The organism is Kocuria sp. CPCC 205258, from assembly GCF_040981005.1.
Classification (GTDB): domain Bacteria; phylum Actinomycetota; class Actinomycetes; order Actinomycetales; family Micrococcaceae; genus Kocuria; species Kocuria rosea.
In genome coordinates this window covers 21,665-38,889 of record NZ_JAVKPS010000001.1, presented here as the reverse complement: position 1 = coordinate 38,889, position 17,225 = coordinate 21,665, and the positions used below count along the sequence as shown (strand labels likewise).

18 protein-coding genes are annotated in these 17,225 nt (G+C 72.1%); 8 read left to right on the top strand and 10 right to left on the bottom strand.

The annotated features are described in order from the left end of the window. Positions 1-141 precede the first annotated feature (141 nt). Positions 142-366, top strand: a complete 225-nt coding sequence (locus tag RF644_RS00205) for a DUF3073 domain-containing protein (protein WP_031282554.1) — start codon at positions 142-144, stop codon at positions 364-366. Positions 367-510: 144 nt separating this feature from the next. On the opposite strand, the gene purM is transcribed toward RF644_RS00205, so the two are convergent. From purM to RF644_RS00180, 5 genes are read right to left on the bottom strand one after another with little or no spacing between them, the layout of a single operon-like run. Further along, positions 511-1,671 (bottom strand): phosphoribosylformylglycinamidine cyclo-ligase, encoded by a 1,161-nt coding sequence (gene purM, locus RF644_RS00200; protein WP_126350356.1) that lies wholly within the window; start codon positions 1,669-1,671, stop codon positions 511-513. A 1-nt stretch (position 1,672) separates the two neighbouring features. Continuing rightward, positions 1,673-3,454 carry an amidophosphoribosyltransferase gene (gene purF / locus RF644_RS00195; RefSeq protein ID WP_368794899.1) on the bottom strand — a complete coding sequence of 594 codons (1,782 nt, stop codon included), beginning with the start codon at positions 3,452-3,454 and terminating at the stop codon, positions 1,673-1,675. Between the two features lie 5 nt (positions 3,455-3,459). Beyond that, entirely contained in the window at positions 3,460-3,894 is a 435-nt protein-coding gene (locus RF644_RS00190) for a hypothetical protein (RefSeq protein WP_368794898.1), read from the bottom strand. 10 nt (positions 3,895-3,904) lie between these two features. Further along, positions 3,905-4,270, bottom strand: a complete 366-nt coding sequence (locus RF644_RS00185) for a sterol carrier family protein (RefSeq protein ID WP_017832571.1) — start codon at positions 4,268-4,270, stop codon at positions 3,905-3,907. Between the two features lie 3 nt (positions 4,271-4,273). Next, entirely contained in the window at positions 4,274-5,305 is a 1,032-nt protein-coding gene (locus RF644_RS00180; RefSeq protein ID WP_017832570.1) for an asparaginase, read from the bottom strand. 106 nt (positions 5,306-5,411) lie between these two features. On the opposite strand from RF644_RS00180, the gene purD reads away from it, so the two are divergent. Both purD and RF644_RS00170 read left to right on the top strand, forming a co-directional pair. After that, the gene (purD, locus tag RF644_RS00175) at positions 5,412-6,734 is read left to right on the top strand and encodes a phosphoribosylamine--glycine ligase (protein ID WP_368794897.1); all 1,323 of its coding nucleotides are present in this window, start codon (positions 5,412-5,414) and stop codon (positions 6,732-6,734) included. Then, the gene (locus tag RF644_RS00170) at positions 6,731-7,711 is read left to right on the top strand and encodes a phosphoribosylaminoimidazolesuccinocarboxamide synthase (protein WP_368794896.1); all 981 of its coding nucleotides are present in this window, start codon (positions 6,731-6,733) and stop codon (positions 7,709-7,711) included. Before purD ends, RF644_RS00170 begins: the two co-directional genes overlap by 4 nt. Positions 7,712-7,732: 21 nt before the next feature. Here the strand turns inward: RF644_RS00170 and RF644_RS00165 are convergent, their stop codons facing one another. Genes RF644_RS00165 through RF644_RS00155 form a run of 3 tightly spaced genes read right to left on the bottom strand, consistent with a single transcriptional unit; the run spans position 7,733 to position 9,456 of the window. After that, complete coding sequence (locus RF644_RS00165) at positions 7,733-8,074, bottom strand: MGMT family protein (RefSeq protein WP_368794895.1); 342 nt, start codon at positions 8,072-8,074, stop codon at positions 7,733-7,735. Next, positions 8,071-9,288 (bottom strand): sensor histidine kinase, encoded by a 1,218-nt coding sequence (locus RF644_RS00160; RefSeq protein WP_368794894.1) that lies wholly within the window; start codon positions 9,286-9,288, stop codon positions 8,071-8,073. The genes RF644_RS00165 and RF644_RS00160 overlap by 4 nt, the downstream gene beginning before the upstream one ends. Positions 9,289-9,324: 36 nt before the next feature. Then, a complete protein-coding gene (locus RF644_RS00155; protein WP_017832565.1) occupies positions 9,325-9,456 on the bottom strand; it encodes a hypothetical protein in 132 nt (43 codons plus the stop codon). A 218-nt stretch (positions 9,457-9,674) separates the two neighbouring features. Here RF644_RS00155 and RF644_RS00150 point away from each other — a divergent pair, with 218 nt between their 5' ends. Then, entirely contained in the window at positions 9,675-10,358 is a 684-nt protein-coding gene (locus RF644_RS00150; RefSeq protein ID WP_368794893.1) for a response regulator, read from the top strand. A gap of 441 nt (positions 10,359-10,799) precedes the next feature. On the opposite strand, the gene RF644_RS00145 is transcribed toward RF644_RS00150, so the two are convergent. Together RF644_RS00145 and RF644_RS00140 are read right to left on the bottom strand one after the other, a co-directional pair. Beyond that, positions 10,800-11,519 (bottom strand): FadR/GntR family transcriptional regulator, encoded by a 720-nt coding sequence (locus RF644_RS00145; RefSeq protein WP_368795362.1) that lies wholly within the window; start codon positions 11,517-11,519, stop codon positions 10,800-10,802. Positions 11,520-11,635: 116 nt separating this feature from the next. Beyond that, on the bottom strand, positions 11,636-13,306 hold the full coding sequence (locus RF644_RS00140) for an L-lactate permease (protein WP_368794892.1): 1,671 nt from the start codon (positions 13,304-13,306) through the stop codon (positions 11,636-11,638). 247 nt (positions 13,307-13,553) lie between these two features. On the opposite strand from RF644_RS00140, the gene RF644_RS00135 reads away from it, so the two are divergent. The 4 genes from RF644_RS00135 to RF644_RS00120 all read left to right on the top strand — a co-directional run bounded on the left by RF644_RS00135 (position 13,554) and on the right by RF644_RS00120 (position 17,176). Then, positions 13,554-14,405, top strand: coding sequence for a (Fe-S)-binding protein (locus tag RF644_RS00135; RefSeq protein WP_368794891.1), 852 nt, complete (start codon positions 13,554-13,556; stop codon positions 14,403-14,405). Then, positions 14,402-16,072, top strand: a complete 1,671-nt coding sequence (locus tag RF644_RS00130; protein WP_368794890.1) for a lactate utilization protein B — start codon at positions 14,402-14,404, stop codon at positions 16,070-16,072. The genes RF644_RS00135 and RF644_RS00130 overlap by 4 nt, the downstream gene beginning before the upstream one ends. Then, positions 16,069-16,710 (top strand): LUD domain-containing protein, encoded by a 642-nt coding sequence (locus RF644_RS00125; RefSeq protein WP_017832559.1) that lies wholly within the window; start codon positions 16,069-16,071, stop codon positions 16,708-16,710. Before RF644_RS00130 ends, RF644_RS00125 begins: the two co-directional genes overlap by 4 nt. Before the next feature lie 139 nt (positions 16,711-16,849). Next, entirely contained in the window at positions 16,850-17,176 is a 327-nt protein-coding gene (locus RF644_RS00120; RefSeq protein ID WP_031282541.1) for a CHY zinc finger protein, read from the top strand. The last annotated feature ends 49 nt before the right edge of the window (positions 17,177-17,225 follow it).

The following is a 17,225-nucleotide window of genomic DNA, read 5'->3' as shown; positions in this document are numbered from 1 at the left end:
CACCGCGCCGGTCCCGGGCCGGGCGCAACGGGCTGACAAACCATGTACCCTGGTCTCACGAACCATTCATACGACATTTCCGGGGCCGTACTCTGTGCCAGAGTGCCGCCGTCCGGACCAAGAGACAGAGGGGGTCACGCCATGGGGCGCGGCCGTCAAAAGGCGAAGGCGACACGGCAGGCGCGGGAGATGAAGTACTTCAGCCCGCAGACCGACCTCACGGCACTCCAGCGGGAACTGCGCGGCAGCGAGCAGATGCCCCCGCTGCGGGAGCCGGTCCAGGAGACCGTCGAGGAGGACGAGGACGACTACTCGGCCTACGTCGACAAGTACGCCGACGACTACGACGAGGACTTCCGCCGGTAGCCACCGGGAACTCCGCTCGTCTCCACCGCACGACGCAACAAGGTGCCCGTCCAGGACGAGCACCTTCTTCGCGTCCCCGCGAACAGCGAACGCCCCGCCGGCCGGCGGGGCGTTCGCTGTTCCTCCGGGGCTCTCCGGGCCGGATCAGCCCGTGTAGGCGTTGACCATGCGCACCGCGCCGCCGTCCACGCCCTTGGCGCCCTGCACCCAGTCGGGCCCGCCGTGGTCGGCGTCCGGGTCGATCCCGTCCACGGTGCCCATGACCCACGAGGGCAGGCCCCGGGCCGTGAGGTGGGCCACGGCGGCGTCGGCCGCCGACGGGTCGACGATCGCGACCATGCCCACGCCGAGGTTGAGGGTCCGCTCGAGGTCGGGGAGGGGGACGTTGCCGAGCTGGCTGATCAGCTGGAAGATCGCGGGCAGCTCCCAGGTGCTGCGGTCCACCGTGGCCTCGAGCCCGGCGGGGAGCACCCGGGCGAGGTTCGCGGCGAGGCCGCCGCCGGTCACGTGGCTGAAGCCGCGGACACCGCGGCCCGTGGTCCGGTCCGCGCCGTTCACGGGGAAGGCGGCGGCGAGGTCGAGGACGTCGGCGGCGTAGACGCGGGTGGGCTCCAGCAGCTCCTCGCCCAGGGTGCGGCCGAGCTCCGAGACCTGCCGGTCCAGCGACCACCCGGCCACGTTGATGACCTTGCGGACCAGGGAGTACCCGTTGGAGTGCAGACCGGAGGAGGCCATGCCGATGACCACGTCGCCGGCGCGCACGCGGTCCGGGCCCAGCAGCTCGTCGGCCTCGACCACACCGGTGGCGGCCCCCGCCACGTCGTACTCGTCCGGGGCCAGCAGACCCGGGTGCTCGGCGGTCTCGCCGCCGACCAGGGCGGTGCCGGCCTGCTCGCAGGCCGCGGCGATGCCGCGCACGATGTCCGCGATCCGCTCGGGCACCACGCGGCCCGTGGCGATGTAGTCGGTCATGAACAGGGGCTTGGCGCCGACCACCACGATGTCGTCCACGACCATGCCCACGAGGTCGAAGCCGATCGTGTCGTGCACGTCGAGGGTCTGGGCGATCGCCACCTTGGTGCCCACGCCGTCGGTCGAGGTGGCGAGGTAGGGCTTGCGGTAGGCGAGCAGCTCCGAGACGTCGAACAGTCCCGCGAACCCGCCGACCCCGCCGATCACGTTGGGGGTGTGCGTGGCCTTGACCGCGCTCTTCATGAGCTCGACGGCGCGGTCTCCCGCCTCGACGTCCACGCCCGCGCTGGCGTAGGTGACGGTGCGGTTCGTGGAGGAGGGGGGCTGGGCCATGTCAGGCGTCCTTCGCGGTCTCGGGCTGGGCGGCGTGCTGGGATCCGGGCCCGGCGGGCCCCGTGGTCGTGCGGGCGGCGGGGACCCGGTCCTCCGGCAGGATCAGGTCCTCGAGGTCGGCGTCGGGCCCGGGGTCGCACCCGGTGGAGGTCTCCTGGACGCCGGGGTCCTCGTCGGAGATGCTGGTGCGCTCGGCGGGCCGGCGGGAGAGGCCGTCCGTGGCCGAGGGGCGGGTGTCGATGGACACGGCGGAGGCGTGCTCCGGCCGCTGCGCCACGGCGGATCCGCCCGGGGCGCGGCGGGGCGAGGAGTCCACGGGCGTGCGGGCCTCGAAGACGTTCTTGCCCAGCTTGTCGGCGTCCGGCAGCCGGGTGGGGTAGGTTCCGGAGAAGCACGCGGTGCACAGCTCGCCGCGCTCCTGCAGGGTGGCCGCGATCATCCCGTCCTCGGAGATGTAGCCGAGGGAGTCGGCGCCCAGGGACGCCCTGATCTCCTCGACCCCGAGCCCGTTGGCGATCAGCTCCGCGCGGGAGGCGAAGTCGATGCCGTAGAAGCACGGCCACTTGATGGGCGGGGAGGAGATCCGCACGTGGATCTCGGCGGCCCCGGCCTCCCGCAGCATCCGGATGAGGGCCCGCTGGGTGTTCCCGCGCACGATCGAGTCGTCGATGACCACGAGCCGCTTGCCCGCCACCACCGACTTGAGGGGGTTGAGCTTGAGCCGGATGCCCAGCTGGCGGATGGTGTCCGAGGGCTGGATGAACGTTCGTCCTACATAGGCGTTCTTGACCAGACCGTTGCCGAACGGGATGCCGGACTCCTCGGCGTAGCCGATGGCGGCGGGGGTCCCGGACTCCGGGGTGGGCATGACCAGGTCCGCGTCGATGCCGTGCTCCCGGGCGAGCCGGCGGCCCATCTCCACGCGGGACTCGTACACGGAGCGGCCGTTGATGGTGGTGTCCGGGCGGGCCAGGTAGACGTACTCGAACACGCACGCGGCGCGGCGGGTCTCGGCGAAGCGCTGGGAGCGCAGGCCGTGCTCGTCGATCACCACGAACTCGCCGGGCTCGATCTCCCGGACCAGGGACGCGCCCACGATGTCCAGCGCCGCGGTCTCGGAGGCCACCACCCAGCCGCGCTCGAGCCGGCCGAGGACCAGCGGCCGGATGCCCTGCGGGTCGCGGGCGGCGTAGAGGGCGTTCTCGTCCATGAACGCCAGGCAGAAGGAGCCCACGAGCTGGGGGAGCAGGTGCATGGCCGCGTCCTCGAGGGAGCCGTGCGGGTGCTCGGCCAGCAGCGCGGTGACCAGCGCGGTGTCCGTGGTGTTGCCCTGGGCCATCTCCCCCTGGGAGGGGAACCCGGACTTGTCGATCAGCTTCTCGTAGAGCTCCGCCGAGTTGGTGAGGTTGCCGTTGTGCGCGAGCGCCACGGTCCCGTGCGGGGTGGCGCCCAGCGTGGGCTGGGCGTTGGCCCAGTGGGACCCGCCCGTGGTGGAGTACCGGCAGTGGCCCACGGCCAGGTGGCCGGTCAGGGTGGTGAGGGTCGCCTCGTCGAAGACCTGCGAGACGAGGCCCATGTCCTTGTACACGGCGATGCGGTTGCCGTCGCTCGCGGCGATGCCGGCCGACTCCTGGCCGCGGTGCTGCAGGGCGTAGAGGCCGTAGTAGGCCAGTTTCGCGACCTCCTCGCCGGGGGCCCACACGCCGAACACGCCGCACGCGTCCTGGGGGCCCTTCTCTCCGGGGAGCAGGTCGTGGCTGAGTTGTCCATCAGGGCGAACCACGTCGATCAGCCTTCTCTCGAGCTTCGGGGGTCGGTGGGCCGGGGCGCGTCGCCCGTCGCCCCGGACGGGGCGACGTCGTCCCCGTCCACGACCTCGGTGGTGACGGCCCGCGCCCGGGCCACGGAGACCCGGTCCAGCACGAGCGCCAGGACGGCGCCGGCCGCCAGGCCCAGGACCGTGCAGACGGAGACCATGAACAGGGTCACGGCCCCCTGGGTGAACTCCGCGCTTCCTCCGCCGGACAGCCCCACGAGCACGCCCACCACGGCGCCGAGGACGCCGCCGAGCAGGACGAACGCCCAGATGTTCGGGGCGCGGCGCAGGGTCATCTGCTGGCTGCCGGAGGCGGCCAGCGGCACGGCCGCCCGCACCCGGCGGCGCCGGCGCGGGAGCTTCCGCGGGGACGGGCGCGCGGAGGGGGAGGAGGGAGTGGAGCTCATGCCCTCAAGGCTACCGGGGAAACAGGGGGAGGGCGTCCGCGAGATCGGTCCTTGTGCCCGAGGCCACAGCGGCCCCCGAGGCGACGGCCTCCGGCCAGGTCACGGCCCCCGTCACCAGGCCGAGCCACGTGCGGGCGTCGGTCTCGACGACGTTGGGCGGGGTCCCGCGGGTGTGCCGGGGCCCCGCCACGCACTGGGTCACGCCGAAGGGCGGGACACGCACCTCCACGCTGTTGCCGGGCACCCGCTCGGCGAGCTCCTCGAGGGTGTAGCGCACGGCGGTGGCCACGGTCCGGCGCGGGGTGCCGTCCGGGTCCGCGCGCCAGGCGCTCAGGGCCAGGGTCCCGTCCGCGGGGTCGACGCGGCGGCGGGCCACGGCCTAGTCCTGCCCGAGCGCCCGGACCAGCTCCGGGCCGAGCAGCTCCAGGAGGGGGTCCGCCAGGCGGAGCCGGCCCACGGGGCGGGACCCGCCCATGACCGGGCGCACCACCTGCCCGATCACCGCGGCGGCCGCCGCGGCGGGCACGGCCCCGGCGTGGGCGAGCAGGGCGAGGCCGATGAGCGCGTTGGCGCGGGACCCGCCGTCGAGGACCTTGAGCGCCACGGACCACCCGGTGCGGGTGCCGAGCGCGAGCACGCCCTCCGCGCCGAGCTTCGCCACGACGTCCAGCTCCTCCATGACCACGGTGTTGTACCTGCCCCGCCCGTGCACGAGCTCCGGGTAGTCGAGCATGCACTGGGAGACCGTGGCGGCGCGGGCGTCGGCGTCGAGATTGCCCGCTGCCCGGCCCAGCGTCGAGTACGCCCGGGCGAGGCCGGTCAGGGAGATCGCCGCGAGGGGGGCGCCGCACCCGTCCACGCCCACGTGGGCCACGCGCTCGCCGGAGAACTCCTCGACGGTCTCCAGCACGGTCCGCTGCAGGGGGTGCTCGGGGTCCAGGTAGCTGTCCGTGGGCCAGTCGTTCTCGGTGCAGGCCCACAGGAACGCGGCGTGCTTGCCGGAGCAGTTCATGCAGATCCGGCTCTTGCCGCGGCCGGCCCGCACGAGCTCCGTGCGAACCTCCTCGTCCTCGGGCCAGTCCGGCGGGCACTGGAGCGCGTCCTCGGTCAGGCCGGCGGCCGTCAGGATCGAGCTCACGGCGTCGAGCTGCTCGAAGGAGCCGATGTGGGACGCGGAGGCGATGGCCACCTGGGCCCCGCGCAGCGGGACGCCGGCCTTCATGGCGGCGATGGTCTGGAACGGCTTGAGCGTGGAGCGGGGGAAGATCGGGGTGCCGATGTCGCCCAGTTCGACGGCCACGGCCCCGTCCGGGTCCAGGACCACGGCGGAGCCGCGGTGGCGGGACTCGACGAAGCCGCTGCGCTCGAGCACGGCGAGGTCCACGGCACGGTCCGAGGTGAAGGTCTGCATCGCCCCAGTATGTCAGCGGGGACGGGAATTCCCGGCGGGGCCGGGGCCGTGCCCGCATGCCGGGAACGATGTGCCACTTCCCGGTGCCGCCAACTAGCCTGAGGGCGTGAAGGTTCTGGTACTGGGCCCCGGAGGCCGCGAACACGCAATCATCCGCGCACTGCTGGCAGATCCCGAGGTCGAGCAGGTGCACTGCGCGCCGGGCAACGCCGGGATCGCGCAGCTCGTCCCGGTGCACGCCGTGGACGCCGACGACCCCGCCGCGGCCACCGCGCTGGCACGCGAGCTCGCGGTGGACCTCGTCGTCGTCGGCCCCGAGGCCCCGCTGGTGGCCGGGGTGGCCGACGCCCTGCGCGAGGCCGGCTTCCTCGTCTTCGGTCCCTCGCGGGCCGCGGCGCGGCTCGAGGGCTCCAAGGCGTTCGCCAAGGAGGTCATGGCCTCCGCCGGGGTGCCCACCGCGATGGCGCGGGTCGCGACCACGGAGGAGGAGGCCGCCGACGCCCTCGACACCTTCGGCGCCCCCTACGTGGTCAAGGACGACGGGCTCGCCGCCGGCAAGGGCGTGGTCGTCACCGCCGACCGCACGGAGGCGCTCGAGCACGCCGCCGCCTGCTTCGCTGCGGGCGGGAGCGTGGTGATCGAGGAGTTCCTCGACGGGCCCGAGGTGTCCCTGTTCGTGCTGACCGACGGCTCCCGCGTGATCCCCCTGAGCCCCGCGCAGGACTTCAAGCGGATCCACGACGACGACGAGGGCCCCAACACCGGCGGGATGGGCGCCTACACGCCGCTGCCGTGGCTGCCGCAGGGCTTCGTGGAGGAGGTCGTGGAGCGGGTGGCCCGCCCCACGGTCGACGAGATGCGCCGCCGCGGCACCCCGTTCGTGGGCGTGCTGTACTGCGGGCTGGCCGTGACGACCCGCGGTCTGCGGGTCATCGAGTTCAACGCCCGGTTCGGGGACCCCGAGACCCAGGCCGTGCTGGCCCGGCTCACCACCCCGCTCGGGCGGCTGCTGCACGACGCCGCCGCCGGGCGCCTCGACGAGGCCGAGCGGCTGCGCTGGCGGCCCGAGACGGCCGTCGCGGTGGTCGTCGCCGCGCAGGACTACCCGGACAGCCCCCGGAAGGGCGACCCGATCGGCGGGCTGGAGGACGCCGAGGCGCTCGAGGGCGTGCACGTGGTCCACGCCGGCACCGCGGTGGCCCCGGAGGGCGAGCACGCCGGGCGGATCGTCTCCGCCGGCGGGCGGGTGCTCGCCGTCGTGGCCCTCGGCGCGGACCTCGACGACGCCCGCGAGCGCGCCTACCGGGGCGTGGGGCTCGTGGCGCTCGAGGGCTCGCAGCACCGCACCGACATCGCGCTGAAGGCCGCCCGGGGGCTGGTCACCGTTCCCGGCGCCTCCGCCCCCCGTCCCCGTCAGGAGCAGGCATGAGCGAGCAGGGCACCGTCACCACCCCACCCGAGATCCCCGGGTGGAGGCACATCTACTCGGGCAAGGTCCGGGAGCTCTACGTCCCCGACGAGTCGCGGCTGCGGGCGACGGGCGTGGCCATCTACGACGACGCCGAGTACCGGGCCGGCTCGGTCCTGGTGCTGGCCACCGACCGGATCAGCGCCTTCGACGAGATCCTCCCCACGGAGATCCCGGACAAGGGCAAGATCCTGACGCAGCTGTCCCTGTGGTGGTTCGAGCAGCTCGCGGCCGTGCCCAACCACGTCCTGTCGACGGACGTGCACGAGTCCGTCCGGGGGCGGGCCATCGTCTGCAAGAACCTGTCGATGTTCCCCGTGGAGTGCATCGCCCGCGGCTACCTGACCGGTTCCGGCCTCAAGGACTACCGGGAGACCGGTGAGGTCTGCGGGATCGAGCTGCCCCCGGGGCTCGTGGACGGCTCCCGGCTCGCCGAGCCGATCTTCACCCCGACCGGCAAGGCGGAGGTGGGCGAGCACGACCTCCCCATCACCTTCCAGGAGATGGCCGACGGCGTGGGCCACGCGGTGGCGGACCGGCTGCGCGAGCTGACCCTGGAGATCTACACCGCCGCTGAGCGGATCGCTCGCGAGCGGGGGATCATCGTGGCGGACACCAAGGTGGAGTTCGGCCTGGACTCCTACCGCGGCGCGATCACCCTCGGGGACGAGGTCCTCACCCCGGACTCCTCCCGCTTCTGGGACGCCGAGACCTATGAGCCGGGCAAGGCCCAGCCCTCGTTCGACAAGCAGTACGTGCGGGACTGGCTGCGCTCGGACGAGTCCGGCTGGAACGGGACCGGCCCCGTGCCCTCGCTGCCGGACCAGGTGGTGGAGCGGACCCGCGCGCGCTACGTCGAGGCGTTCGAGCGGCTCACCGGCCGCACCTTCGACCCGGACGGCAACTTGTTCGAGGTGGCCGGCCCGCTCGAGTACTGACGCCGGCGGTACCGGGCGGCGTCAGGCGCCGGGGGAGTCGGGCATCCACTGGGCGCGGCCCATGTCCACGCGCACGAGGTGCCGGTCGTCCTCCCGCAGGGCAGTGCCCTCCTCGCGGTACCGGTCCCGGGCCTCGGCCTGCAGGTGGTCGGCGAGGGTGCCCTGCACGGTGACCACCCGCCACCACGGGAGGTTCTCGCCGGTGGGGTTGCGCGCCATGAGCGTGCCCACGAGGCGTGCCGAGCGGCACTCCGCGAGCTCCGCGACGTCCCGGTAGGACAGCACCCGGCCCGGGGGGATGGCGGCCACGACGTCCGCCACGCGCCGTGCCAGGCCGGGGTCCGGCTCGGCGCGCTCGGTCACAGGGCTTCCCTGCGGTCCACCGGCAGGCACACGTCGAGGACCCACTGGCCGTCCGCGGCACCGCTCTCGGCGTGACCGCCCAGCAGGGAGACACGTTCCGTGATGCCCCGCAGGCCGAGCCCCGAGGACATCACCGAGGAGTGGCTGCCCAGGCGCTGGGTGCTGCGCGGCAGGGGGTTCGCCACGCGCAGGCACAGCTCGTGCTCGTCCGCCGTCACCTCGATCCGGCAGCGGGAGCCGGCCGGAGCGTACTTGATGATGTTGGTGACCGCCTCCTGCAGGATCCGGGCGGCCGTGCCGCGCACGGTGGTGGGCATGGCCTCGAGATCGCCCGTGATGACCACCTCCGGCTCGAAGCGCAGGTCCCGCAGGCTCGCCGCGAGGGACGTGACCACGTGCTCCAGGCTGCCGATGGACAGGCCGGCGCCCGTGACGTCCCGCGGGTGCTCACCCTCGTTCTCGTTGCGCAGCAGCCGGAGCATGACCCGCAGCTCGTGCAGCGCAGAGCGGGCGGCGCCCTCCACGGTCTCGAGGACCTGGTGCAGCTCGCCCACGTCCCCGGAGCGGCGCCGGCTCATGGTCTGCATCGTGATGAGGGTGAGCTCGTGGGCGACGACGTCGTGCAGGTCGCGGGCCAACGCCTGCCGCTCGTCCTCCCGGAGCCGCACATTGAGGATCTCGAGGTCCCGGACCCGTTGCTCACTGCGTCGCCGCTGCTGCGCGAAGTAGCGCACGGCACCTCCGACGAGGGTCACCAGGAGCAGGGGGATGAGCAGATTCCAGAAGACGGTCCCGTCGAACCCTCCTTCGCGGACCGACGCGGCCGCAACGACCCAGGCGAAGTAGACGAGGAGGTGGACCCTGATGAACCGGTCCGTCGCAGTAGCCAGGACGGACACCGTCACCACGGCGGCGGCGATGATCGCCGCCCCGTTGTCGTGCAGGATCAGCGATGAGATCAAGCAGGAGATCGACGCCACGGACGCCCAGGTGGACCGCCACGCGACCAGGCCGATGACGGCGTAGGACAGGACGCTGTCCACGGCGAACATGATCTCCAGGGGCGCAGAACCACTGAAGTTGCTGAGCAAATACCGCAGATCGTCCATCATGGTCACGAGGGCAAAAAGGACGAGCACCGCGGACAGCCACCAAGCAAGAGGCTCGGCGTGGAAGAACGAGGTCTTCCCGGCTGTGCGCGGTGCGCGTTCCAACGATGCAGTTACATTAGCCACACCTGAATTGATACCTCATCGGCAGATCGCGGGCCACCAGCCGCACACCACGTAACGCGGTGCGGCGTTCGCAGGGGCGATGGGGACGGCCACCAGGGTGGCGGCGACGAGCGTGGCGGCGATGGCGCTGTGGATCTTCTTCTTCATGGGGGGCTCCTTGGATCACGAGGACAGCACCGGATCGGGGGGTGGCGGCCGGGGTGGGGGAGAGATCTCCCGGCTGCCAGGGGGGTGTGCTGCCCTGGTACATTCCATTTTGCCAACGTTAACCGAACGGACCTATCGACCTTTGTCCAGACCATTTGTGACTTTTGTCGAATATGACGTGTTGCACTTTGGGGGACATCCAAAAATAGACTGTGCGGGTGACTGATTGCAGAGTGCTTGTCGTGGACGACCAGCCGTTGATGCTGGAGGCCCTGAAGTCCTTCTTCTCGGCCGAGCCGGGGTTCGAGGTGATCGGGACCGCCGCCAACGGGCGCGAGGCCGTGGACCGATGTCTGGCCATCGACCCGGACGTGGTGCTGATGGACATGAAGATGCCCGTGATGGACGGGATCGAGGCCACCCGGGAGATCACCTCGCGCAGCCCCCGGTCCAAGGTGCTGGCCCTCACCACGTTCTCCACGCTGGAGTTCGTGGTGCCGGCCCTCCGGGCCGGCGCGGCCGGTTATCTGGTCAAGGACGCCCGGCCGGACGAGATCATCGACGCCGTCAACCAGGTGCTCAACGACGAGATCGCCCTCTCTCCGGCGATCGCCCGCGCGCTCGCGGACAACGTCATCTCCGTACCGGACCAGCAGCAGCCGGCGCGGTCAGCGGACAACGGCCTGCGCTCCCTGCTGACCGACCGGGAGATGGAGACCGTGACGCTCCTGGCGCAGGGTCTGAGCAACCGGGAGATCGCCGAGCAGATGCACGTCTCCGAGGGCAGCGTGAAGGCCTACCTCGGGCGGGTCTGTGAGAAGTTCGGGGTCCGCGACCGGGTGCAGGCGCTGATCAAGGCGTACCAGAGCGGGCTCGTCGATCCGCAGCTGCGCGATCTCTGAGTCTGGGGCCCCGTCCGCAGTCCCGGTCCGGACGGAAGTCCAGGAAAGTTGTAGACGAAAGTGCATTCATCTGCATTAGCAAACCCGGCATAGTTGTCAGTGCGAGCAGAGAAGAAAAGTCGGTGGATGAGTGAGAGACATCCCCACGGCGCACGGCCCAACCCCCCATGAGGCCGAGCCCCGGACCGGATGGTCCACCGACCTGCTCACGGTAGGGGGCCGCCCCGGGACAGTCCCCCCTGGACCCGGGATGTGGCCGCGCAAGGCCTGGATCACCTTGCACCCCCCTCGGCCGATGGCCCCCTACCGTGCAACATCTGCTCCGCGGACCTCGCAGACGAGAACGGCCCCACCGGAACCGGTGGGGCCGTTCTCGTGCGTCCGGCGCCTCTGCGGGTCGTCAACCCGGGCTCGGGGGCCTGAGTCCTCAGGGTCGTCCGGTCACGCCCGCCGGCCCTGCCCCTCCTGAGCGGCGGCGCTGTGGCCGAAGAACCAGGTGATGTGCTCCCGCAGCGCGGCGGCGGCGTCCTCGCCCCGGCGCTCCTGGAAGGCACGCAGGATCTCGCGGTGCTGCTCCTGCAGGGTGCGGCGCACCTGCGGCCAGTCGTCCAGACCGGCGACGGTCTCCTGCACGTACCCGATGGTGGCCTGGCGCAGCGAGGCCATGATCGTCTCGACCACCACGTTGCCGGCCAGGGAGGCGAGCAGGATGTGGAACTGCGCGTCGTGGGCGTGGAAGTGCTCGTCCGGCAGGTCCGGGTCCTCCATGGCGGCCACGAGCTCCGCGGCGCGCCCGAGCACCGCCGCCCGCCCCGGGGTCTCCGCCGCGGTGGCCGCCTCGCGGGCGGACTGGGTCTCGAGCAGCAGCCGGGTCTGCACGAGGTCCCGCACCGGCAGCGACCGGTTGGCCACGTGCATCCGCAGCGCCCACCCGAGCGCGGCCGAGGGCTCCGCGATGACGATCGCCCCCGCGTTCGGCCCGGACCCGGTCGACGAGCGGACCAGTCCCATGGCGTCGAGGATCCGGATCGCCTCCCGCACCGAGGCGCGGGAGATGCCGAACTCCTCGGCCAGGTGGCGCTCCCCGGGCAGCTTGTCGCCCACCGAGATCTCGCCCGAGCGCAGGCGCTCCTCGAGCCAGTCGAGGACGACGGTGTACATGCGTGCGGCTGCGGGCACGGGGGGCTCCTCAGGGGATGGGCGGACGCGGACCAGTCTAGGGAAGCGACAGGGCCCCGCCGGACCGGTCGGTCCAGCGGGGCCCCGGGCCGGGGTGCTCAGGAGGTGGGGACCATCCAGGCCAGCACGTTGGACTGCAGGAACACGAGGGTGCACAGCAGCAGGAGCAGGCCGAGGGACCACCAGATGACCGAGCGGAAGATGGCGGACTCCTTGCCCTCCATGCCCACCGCGGTCGCGGCGATGGCCAGGGACTGCGGCGAGATCATCTTGCCCACCACACCGCCGGAGGTGTTCGCCGCCGTCATCAGGTGCGGGTCGAGGCCGGTGCCCTCGGCTGCGGTCTTCTGGAGGTTGGAGAACAGCGCGTTGGCGGAGGTGTCGGAGCCGGTGACCGCGGTGCCCAGCCAGCCGAGCACGGGGGAGAGGAACGCGAAGGCCGCGCCGAGACCGGCCACCCAGGTACCGATCGAGATGGTCTGGCCGGACGTGTTCATGACGTAGGCCAGGGAGAGCACGCTCATGATGGTCAGGGCGGAGAAGCGCATCTTCCAGAACGAGCGCCCGATCTCCGCCGCGGCGTTGCCCACCGAGAGCCGGAAGCGGCCGTTGCCGTGGAACACCGAGTAGATGACGGCGACGAGCAGCCCCGTGATCAGCAGCAGTGTGCCCGGGCTGGAGAGCCACTGGAACTTGTAGATGGTGCTCGTGACGGGCTCGCCGGCTGCGTTGACGAGGTGTCCGTGCAGGCCCGGCCAGGGGATGGAGATGTCGGTGGCGGCAAGGGCCCCCGGGATGTTCACGCCGAGGGTCCACAGCTTGGCCAGGCCGAAGACCGCGACCACCAGGACGTAGGGCAGCACGGCCATCCACACGCGTGCCGGGGTCAGCCCCTCGGGTGCGGGAGGCTTCTCCACGCCGAGGCGGGTGCGGACGGCGTCGGCGCCCTTGGGACGCCAGAAGCGCAGGAGGATCACCGCGGCGGCCAGGCCGGTGAGGGAGGCCACGACGTCGGTGAGCTCGTAGGAGAAGTACGTGGCGCACCACCACTGGGCGATCGCGAAGGAGACGCCGATGACCAGCGCGGCCAGCCACGCCTCCTTGAGCCCGCGCACGCCGTCGATGATGAACAGCAGGATGAACGGCACCATGACCGCGAAGAACGGCGCCTGGTGGCCGACGACCGCGCCGATCCGCGCGGGGTCCAGACCGGTCAGCACGCCGGCAGTGGTGATCGGGATGGCGATCGCGCCGAACGCCACGGGCGCGGTGTTGGCGATGAGCACCACGGTGGCCGTCTTCAGGGGCTTGAGCCCCAGCGCCAGGATCATGGTCGCGGTGATCGCGACGGGCGCGCCGAAGCCGGCGAGGGCCTCGAGCAGGCCGCCGAAGCAGAACGCGATGAGCACGGCCTGGATGCGCAGGTCCCCGCCGCCGATGGTGTCGAAGATGGTCCGCAGGTCCTCGAAGCGGCCGCTGAGGACGGTCACCTGGTAGAACCACAGTGCCATGACCACGATCCACACGATGGGGAACAGGCCGTAGACCGCGCCCTGGGTGGCGGAGAGCAGCGTCAGGGAGAGTGGCATGCCGAAGGCCAGAACGGCGACGACGATCGCTGCCAGCAGTGCGGTGGCGCCCGAGACATGGGCGCGGGCCTTGACGCCCAGCAGCATGACGAAGAACGTGAGCAGCGGGATGGTGCCGACGAGGGCGGAGAGCGCGACGCTCCCGCCGACGGCATCGGTCATCGCGGTAAAGGTGGTCACTCGGACTCCCAGGGACGGGGACGGACGGAACGGTGCGTGGGTGGCCGGGTACGCGTCACGGCTATGGTCGGACCACAATGGTCTGACCACGAAGAGTACATGAGACACGTCACACGGCCAACCGCTCTCCCGAGGCGGCGCGATCGTTGCGCCGGTCGATTGTGTGACGGGGTTCACCGGTCTAGCATGGTCAGACCACATGCGGCAGCCCGTCGTCGTCGCCCCTGTCCCGTCCCCCGGAGGTCCCATGAGAATCGCCCTGTTCGCCACGTGCATCGTGGACGCGATGTATCCGCGGGTCGCGCTGGCCACCGTGCGGGTGCTCGAGCGGCTCGGCCACGAGGTGGTGTTCCCGCCCGGTCAGGGCTGCTGCTCCCAGATGCACGTCAACAGCGGCTACTTCGACGACGCCCTGCCCGTGGTCCGCAACCACGTGCAGGCCTTCTCCGCCGCGGACTACGACGTCGCCGTAGCGCCGTCGGGCTCCTGCGTCGCCTCCCTGGGCCACCAGCAGCCGATGATCGCCCGCGCCGGCGGCGACGAGAACCTCGCCCAGGAGGCCGCGGCCGTCGCCGCCACCACCTACGAGCTCTCGCAGCTGCTGACCGACGTGCTCGGCGTGCACGACGCGGCCGCGCAGCTCGGCTCCTGGTTCCCCCACCGGGTCACCTACCACCCGTCCTGCCACGGGATGCGGCTGCTGCGCCTGGGGGACCGGCAGAAGGACCTGGTCGCCTCGGTCGGGGACATCGACTTCGTCGAGCTGCCCGACGCCGAGGAGTGCTGCGGCTTCGGCGGGACCTTCTCCTTCAAGAACCCGGACGTCTCCGCCGCGATGGCCGAGGAGAAGATCGACAACATCGTCTCGACCGGGGCCGAGCTGTGCACCGGGGGAGACGCCTCCTGCCTGATGCACCTGGGCGGGGCCATGGCCCGCCGGGACTCCGGGCCGGGCACCGTCCACTTCGCCGAGATCCTCGCGTCCACCCGCGAGAACCCGCTCGAGGTCTCCGGGCCGGTCGAGCTGTCCATCCCGGGGCCGGGGGCGCGCCGCACGGCGTCGTCCTCGGCCCCCCGCACGACCGGAGGAGCTCGATGAGCCGCACGGCCCTGGGCATGCCCGCCGTCCGCCCCGTCCACGGCCAGGGGAACCTGCACGCGCAGACCGCGTTCCCCGCCGCGGCGAAGGCCGAGATGGGCAACACGCAGATGCGCGCCAACATCCGCCACGCCACCCACACGATCCGCGGCAAGCGCGCCGCGGTGGCGGGGGAGCTGCCCGACTGGGAGGAGCTGCGCTCCGCCGGCTCCGCGATCAAGGAGCAGGTCATGGCGAACCTGCCGCACCTGCTCGAGGAGTTCGAGCGCAACCTCACGGCCCGCGGCGGCACCGTGCACTGGGCGCGCGACGCCGAGGAGGCCAACCGGATCGTCACCGAGCTCGTGCAGGCCACCGGGTCCACCGACGTCATCAAGATCAAGTCCATGGCCACCCAGGAGATCGGTCTCGAGGAGCACCTGGCCGGCCACGGGATCACCGCCACGGAGACGGACCTGGCCGAGCTGATCGTCCAGCTGGGCCACGACAAGCCGTCCCACATCCTGGTCCCGGCGATCCACAAGAACCGGCACGAGATCCGCGACATCTTCCTGGCCGAGATGGCCGAGACCGACGAGACGCTCACGTCCGAGCCCCGGGACCTCGCCGAGGCCGCCCGCACCCACCTGCGGGAGAAGTTCCTCTCCACCTCCGTGGCGGTCTCCGGGGCGAACTTCGGCGTGGCCGAGACCGGGACGCTGACCGTGGTGGAGTCGGAGGGCAACGGCCGCATGTGCCTGACCCTGCCCGAGACCCTGATCACCGTGATGGGCATCGAGAAGATCGTGCCCACCTTCCAGGACCTCGAGGTGTTCCTGCAGCTGCTCCCGCGCTCCTCCACCGGGGAGCGGATGAACCCCTACACCTCGATGTGGACCGGCGTGACACCGGGGGACGGCCCCCAGAACGTGCACGTGGTGCTCCTGGACAACGGCCGCACCGCGGTGCTCGACGACCCCGCCGGGCGCTCGGCGCTGCACTGCATCCGCTGCTCGGCGTGCTTGAACGTCTGCCCCGTCTACGAGCAGGCCGGCGGTCACGCCTACGGCTCCACCTACCCGGGGCCCATCGGGGCGATCCTCTCCCCGCAGCTGACCGGCATCACCTCCGAGCAGAACGCCTCCCTGCCCTACGCCTCCTCGCTGTGCGGGGCCTGCTACGACGTGTGCCCGGTGAAGATCAACATCCCCGAGATCCTCGTGCACCTGCGCGACGAGGACGTGCGCACCCAGCACGGCGAACGCTCCGACGACGGCGCCGCCGCGGCACCGGCCCGCACCCGGCGCCTGCCGCAGGCCCCGTCCGAGATGGACCTCATGATGAAGGGGGCGTCCTTCGTGATGTCCTCCGGCAAGCGCATGGCGCTCGCCGAGAAGGCCCTCCCGCTGGGCCGGGCCGTGGCGGGCAAGGACCGCGCAATCAGCTGGCTGCCCGGCACGGCCGGCGGCTGGACCGACGAGCGGGACATCCCCGCCCCGCCGAAGGAGTCCTTCCGCAACTGGTGGGCCAAGCACGCCGACGAGACGCAGCAGCGGGTGGCCGCCGACGGCGGCCCCGTCACCGACGGTCCGGACGCCGCAGCCGGTGCCGCCGCCACGGCGGGCGCCGCCGGCGGCCCGCAGGACGGGCCCGCGGACGACACCCAGCACGACGGGGGAGAGCGATGACCGACGCCAGGACCGAGATCCTCAACCGGATCCGCGGGGCGCTGCACGACACGCCCGCGCCCGCACCGGCGGAGCGCACCTACCGCCGCACCTCGGACCGGCCGCACGAGGAGGTCGTCGAGATGCTCGAGGACCGGCTGGTCGACTACAAGGCCTCGGTGCACCACGAGACCCCCGCCACCCTGCCGGGACGGATCGCCGAGCTGCTGGGGGCCTCCGCCCGCTATGTGGTGCCCGAGGGCCTGGACCGCGCCTGGCTGCCCGAGGAGTCCGGCATGCGGCGGGTCATCGTGGATCCCAACGACGCCCGGGCGGCCTCCGCGCTCGGGGTGCGGGAGCTCAACGCCGTGGACGCCGTGGTGACGTCCTCGACCGTCTCCTGCGCCGAGACCGGGACCATCTTCCTCACCGGCCGTCCCGACGAGGGCCGCCGGGCGATCAGCCTGGTCCCCGACCACCACATCTGCGTGGTGCCGCTGGACTCGGTGGTCGAGCTGATCCCCGAGGCCCTCGCCCTGGTGAAGCCCACGGCCCCGGTCACCATGATCTCCGGGCCGTCCGCGACCTCGGACATCGAGCTCGAGCGCGTGGAGGGCGTGCACGGGCCCCGGACGCTGGACGTGATCCTGCTCGGCTGAGCTCCCGCACCCACCGCACGGTGGTCCTCCGCCGCGCGGCTGCGGCTCCGTACAGTGGACGTCGTCGGAAGTCACGAGCGGCCGGTCCGGGTCCTCCCGCGGGAGGACCCGGACCGGCCGCGGCACGGGAGGGGCAGCGGTGAGACGGGTTCTGGGACGTCCTGTCGACGAGCAGACGCGGTGCGTGCACTACCGCACGCCGCTGGACGTGATCGCGATCAAGTTCTGGTGCTGCCGGGCGTACTACCCTTGTCATCTGTGCCACGAGGAGACCGCCGGCCATCCGGCGGCGCAGTGGCCGGTCGAGGAGCAGGACGCCGAGGCCGTGCTCTGCGGGGTCTGCGGCCACGAGCTCTCCGTGCGGGAGTACCTGGCCGCGGACGGCTGTCCGCGGTGCGCGGCCCGGTTCAACCCGGGCTGCGCCCTGCACGCCGATCTGTACTTCGAGCCGGCACCCCGGGACTGAGACGTCCCGGGACCCAGGCGTCCCGGGGCGGCGGCAACGCCTCCGGGAC

Coding starts and splice junctions, on each gene's coding strand:
- RF644_RS00180 (WP_017832570.1), bottom strand. CDS start 5,305: ATGCAGACCTTCACCTCGGACCGTGCCGTGGACCTCGCCGTGCTCGAG.
- RF644_RS00205 (WP_031282554.1), top strand. CDS start 142: ATGGGGCGCGGCCGTCAAAAGGCGAAGGCGACACGGCAGGCGCGGGAG.
- RF644_RS00155 (WP_017832565.1), bottom strand. CDS start 9,456: ATGAAGAAGAAGATCCACAGCGCCATCGCCGCCACGCTCGTCGCCGCC.
- RF644_RS00170 (WP_368794896.1), top strand. CDS start 6,731: ATGAGCGAGCAGGGCACCGTCACCACCCCACCCGAGATCCCCGGGTGG.
- RF644_RS00125 (WP_017832559.1), top strand. CDS start 16,069: ATGACCGACGCCAGGACCGAGATCCTCAACCGGATCCGCGGGGCGCTG.
- RF644_RS00130 (WP_368794890.1), top strand. CDS start 14,402: ATGAGCCGCACGGCCCTGGGCATGCCCGCCGTCCGCCCCGTCCACGGC.
- purM (WP_126350356.1), bottom strand. CDS start 1,671: ATGGCCCAGCCCCCCTCCTCCACGAACCGCACCGTCACCTACGCCAGC.
- RF644_RS00145 (WP_368795362.1), bottom strand. CDS start 11,519: ATGTACACCGTCGTCCTCGACTGGCTCGAGGAGCGCCTGCGCTCGGGC.
- RF644_RS00190 (WP_368794898.1), bottom strand. CDS start 3,894: ATGAGCTCCACTCCCTCCTCCCCCTCCGCGCGCCCGTCCCCGCGGAAG.
- RF644_RS00135 (WP_368794891.1), top strand. CDS start 13,554: ATGAGAATCGCCCTGTTCGCCACGTGCATCGTGGACGCGATGTATCCG.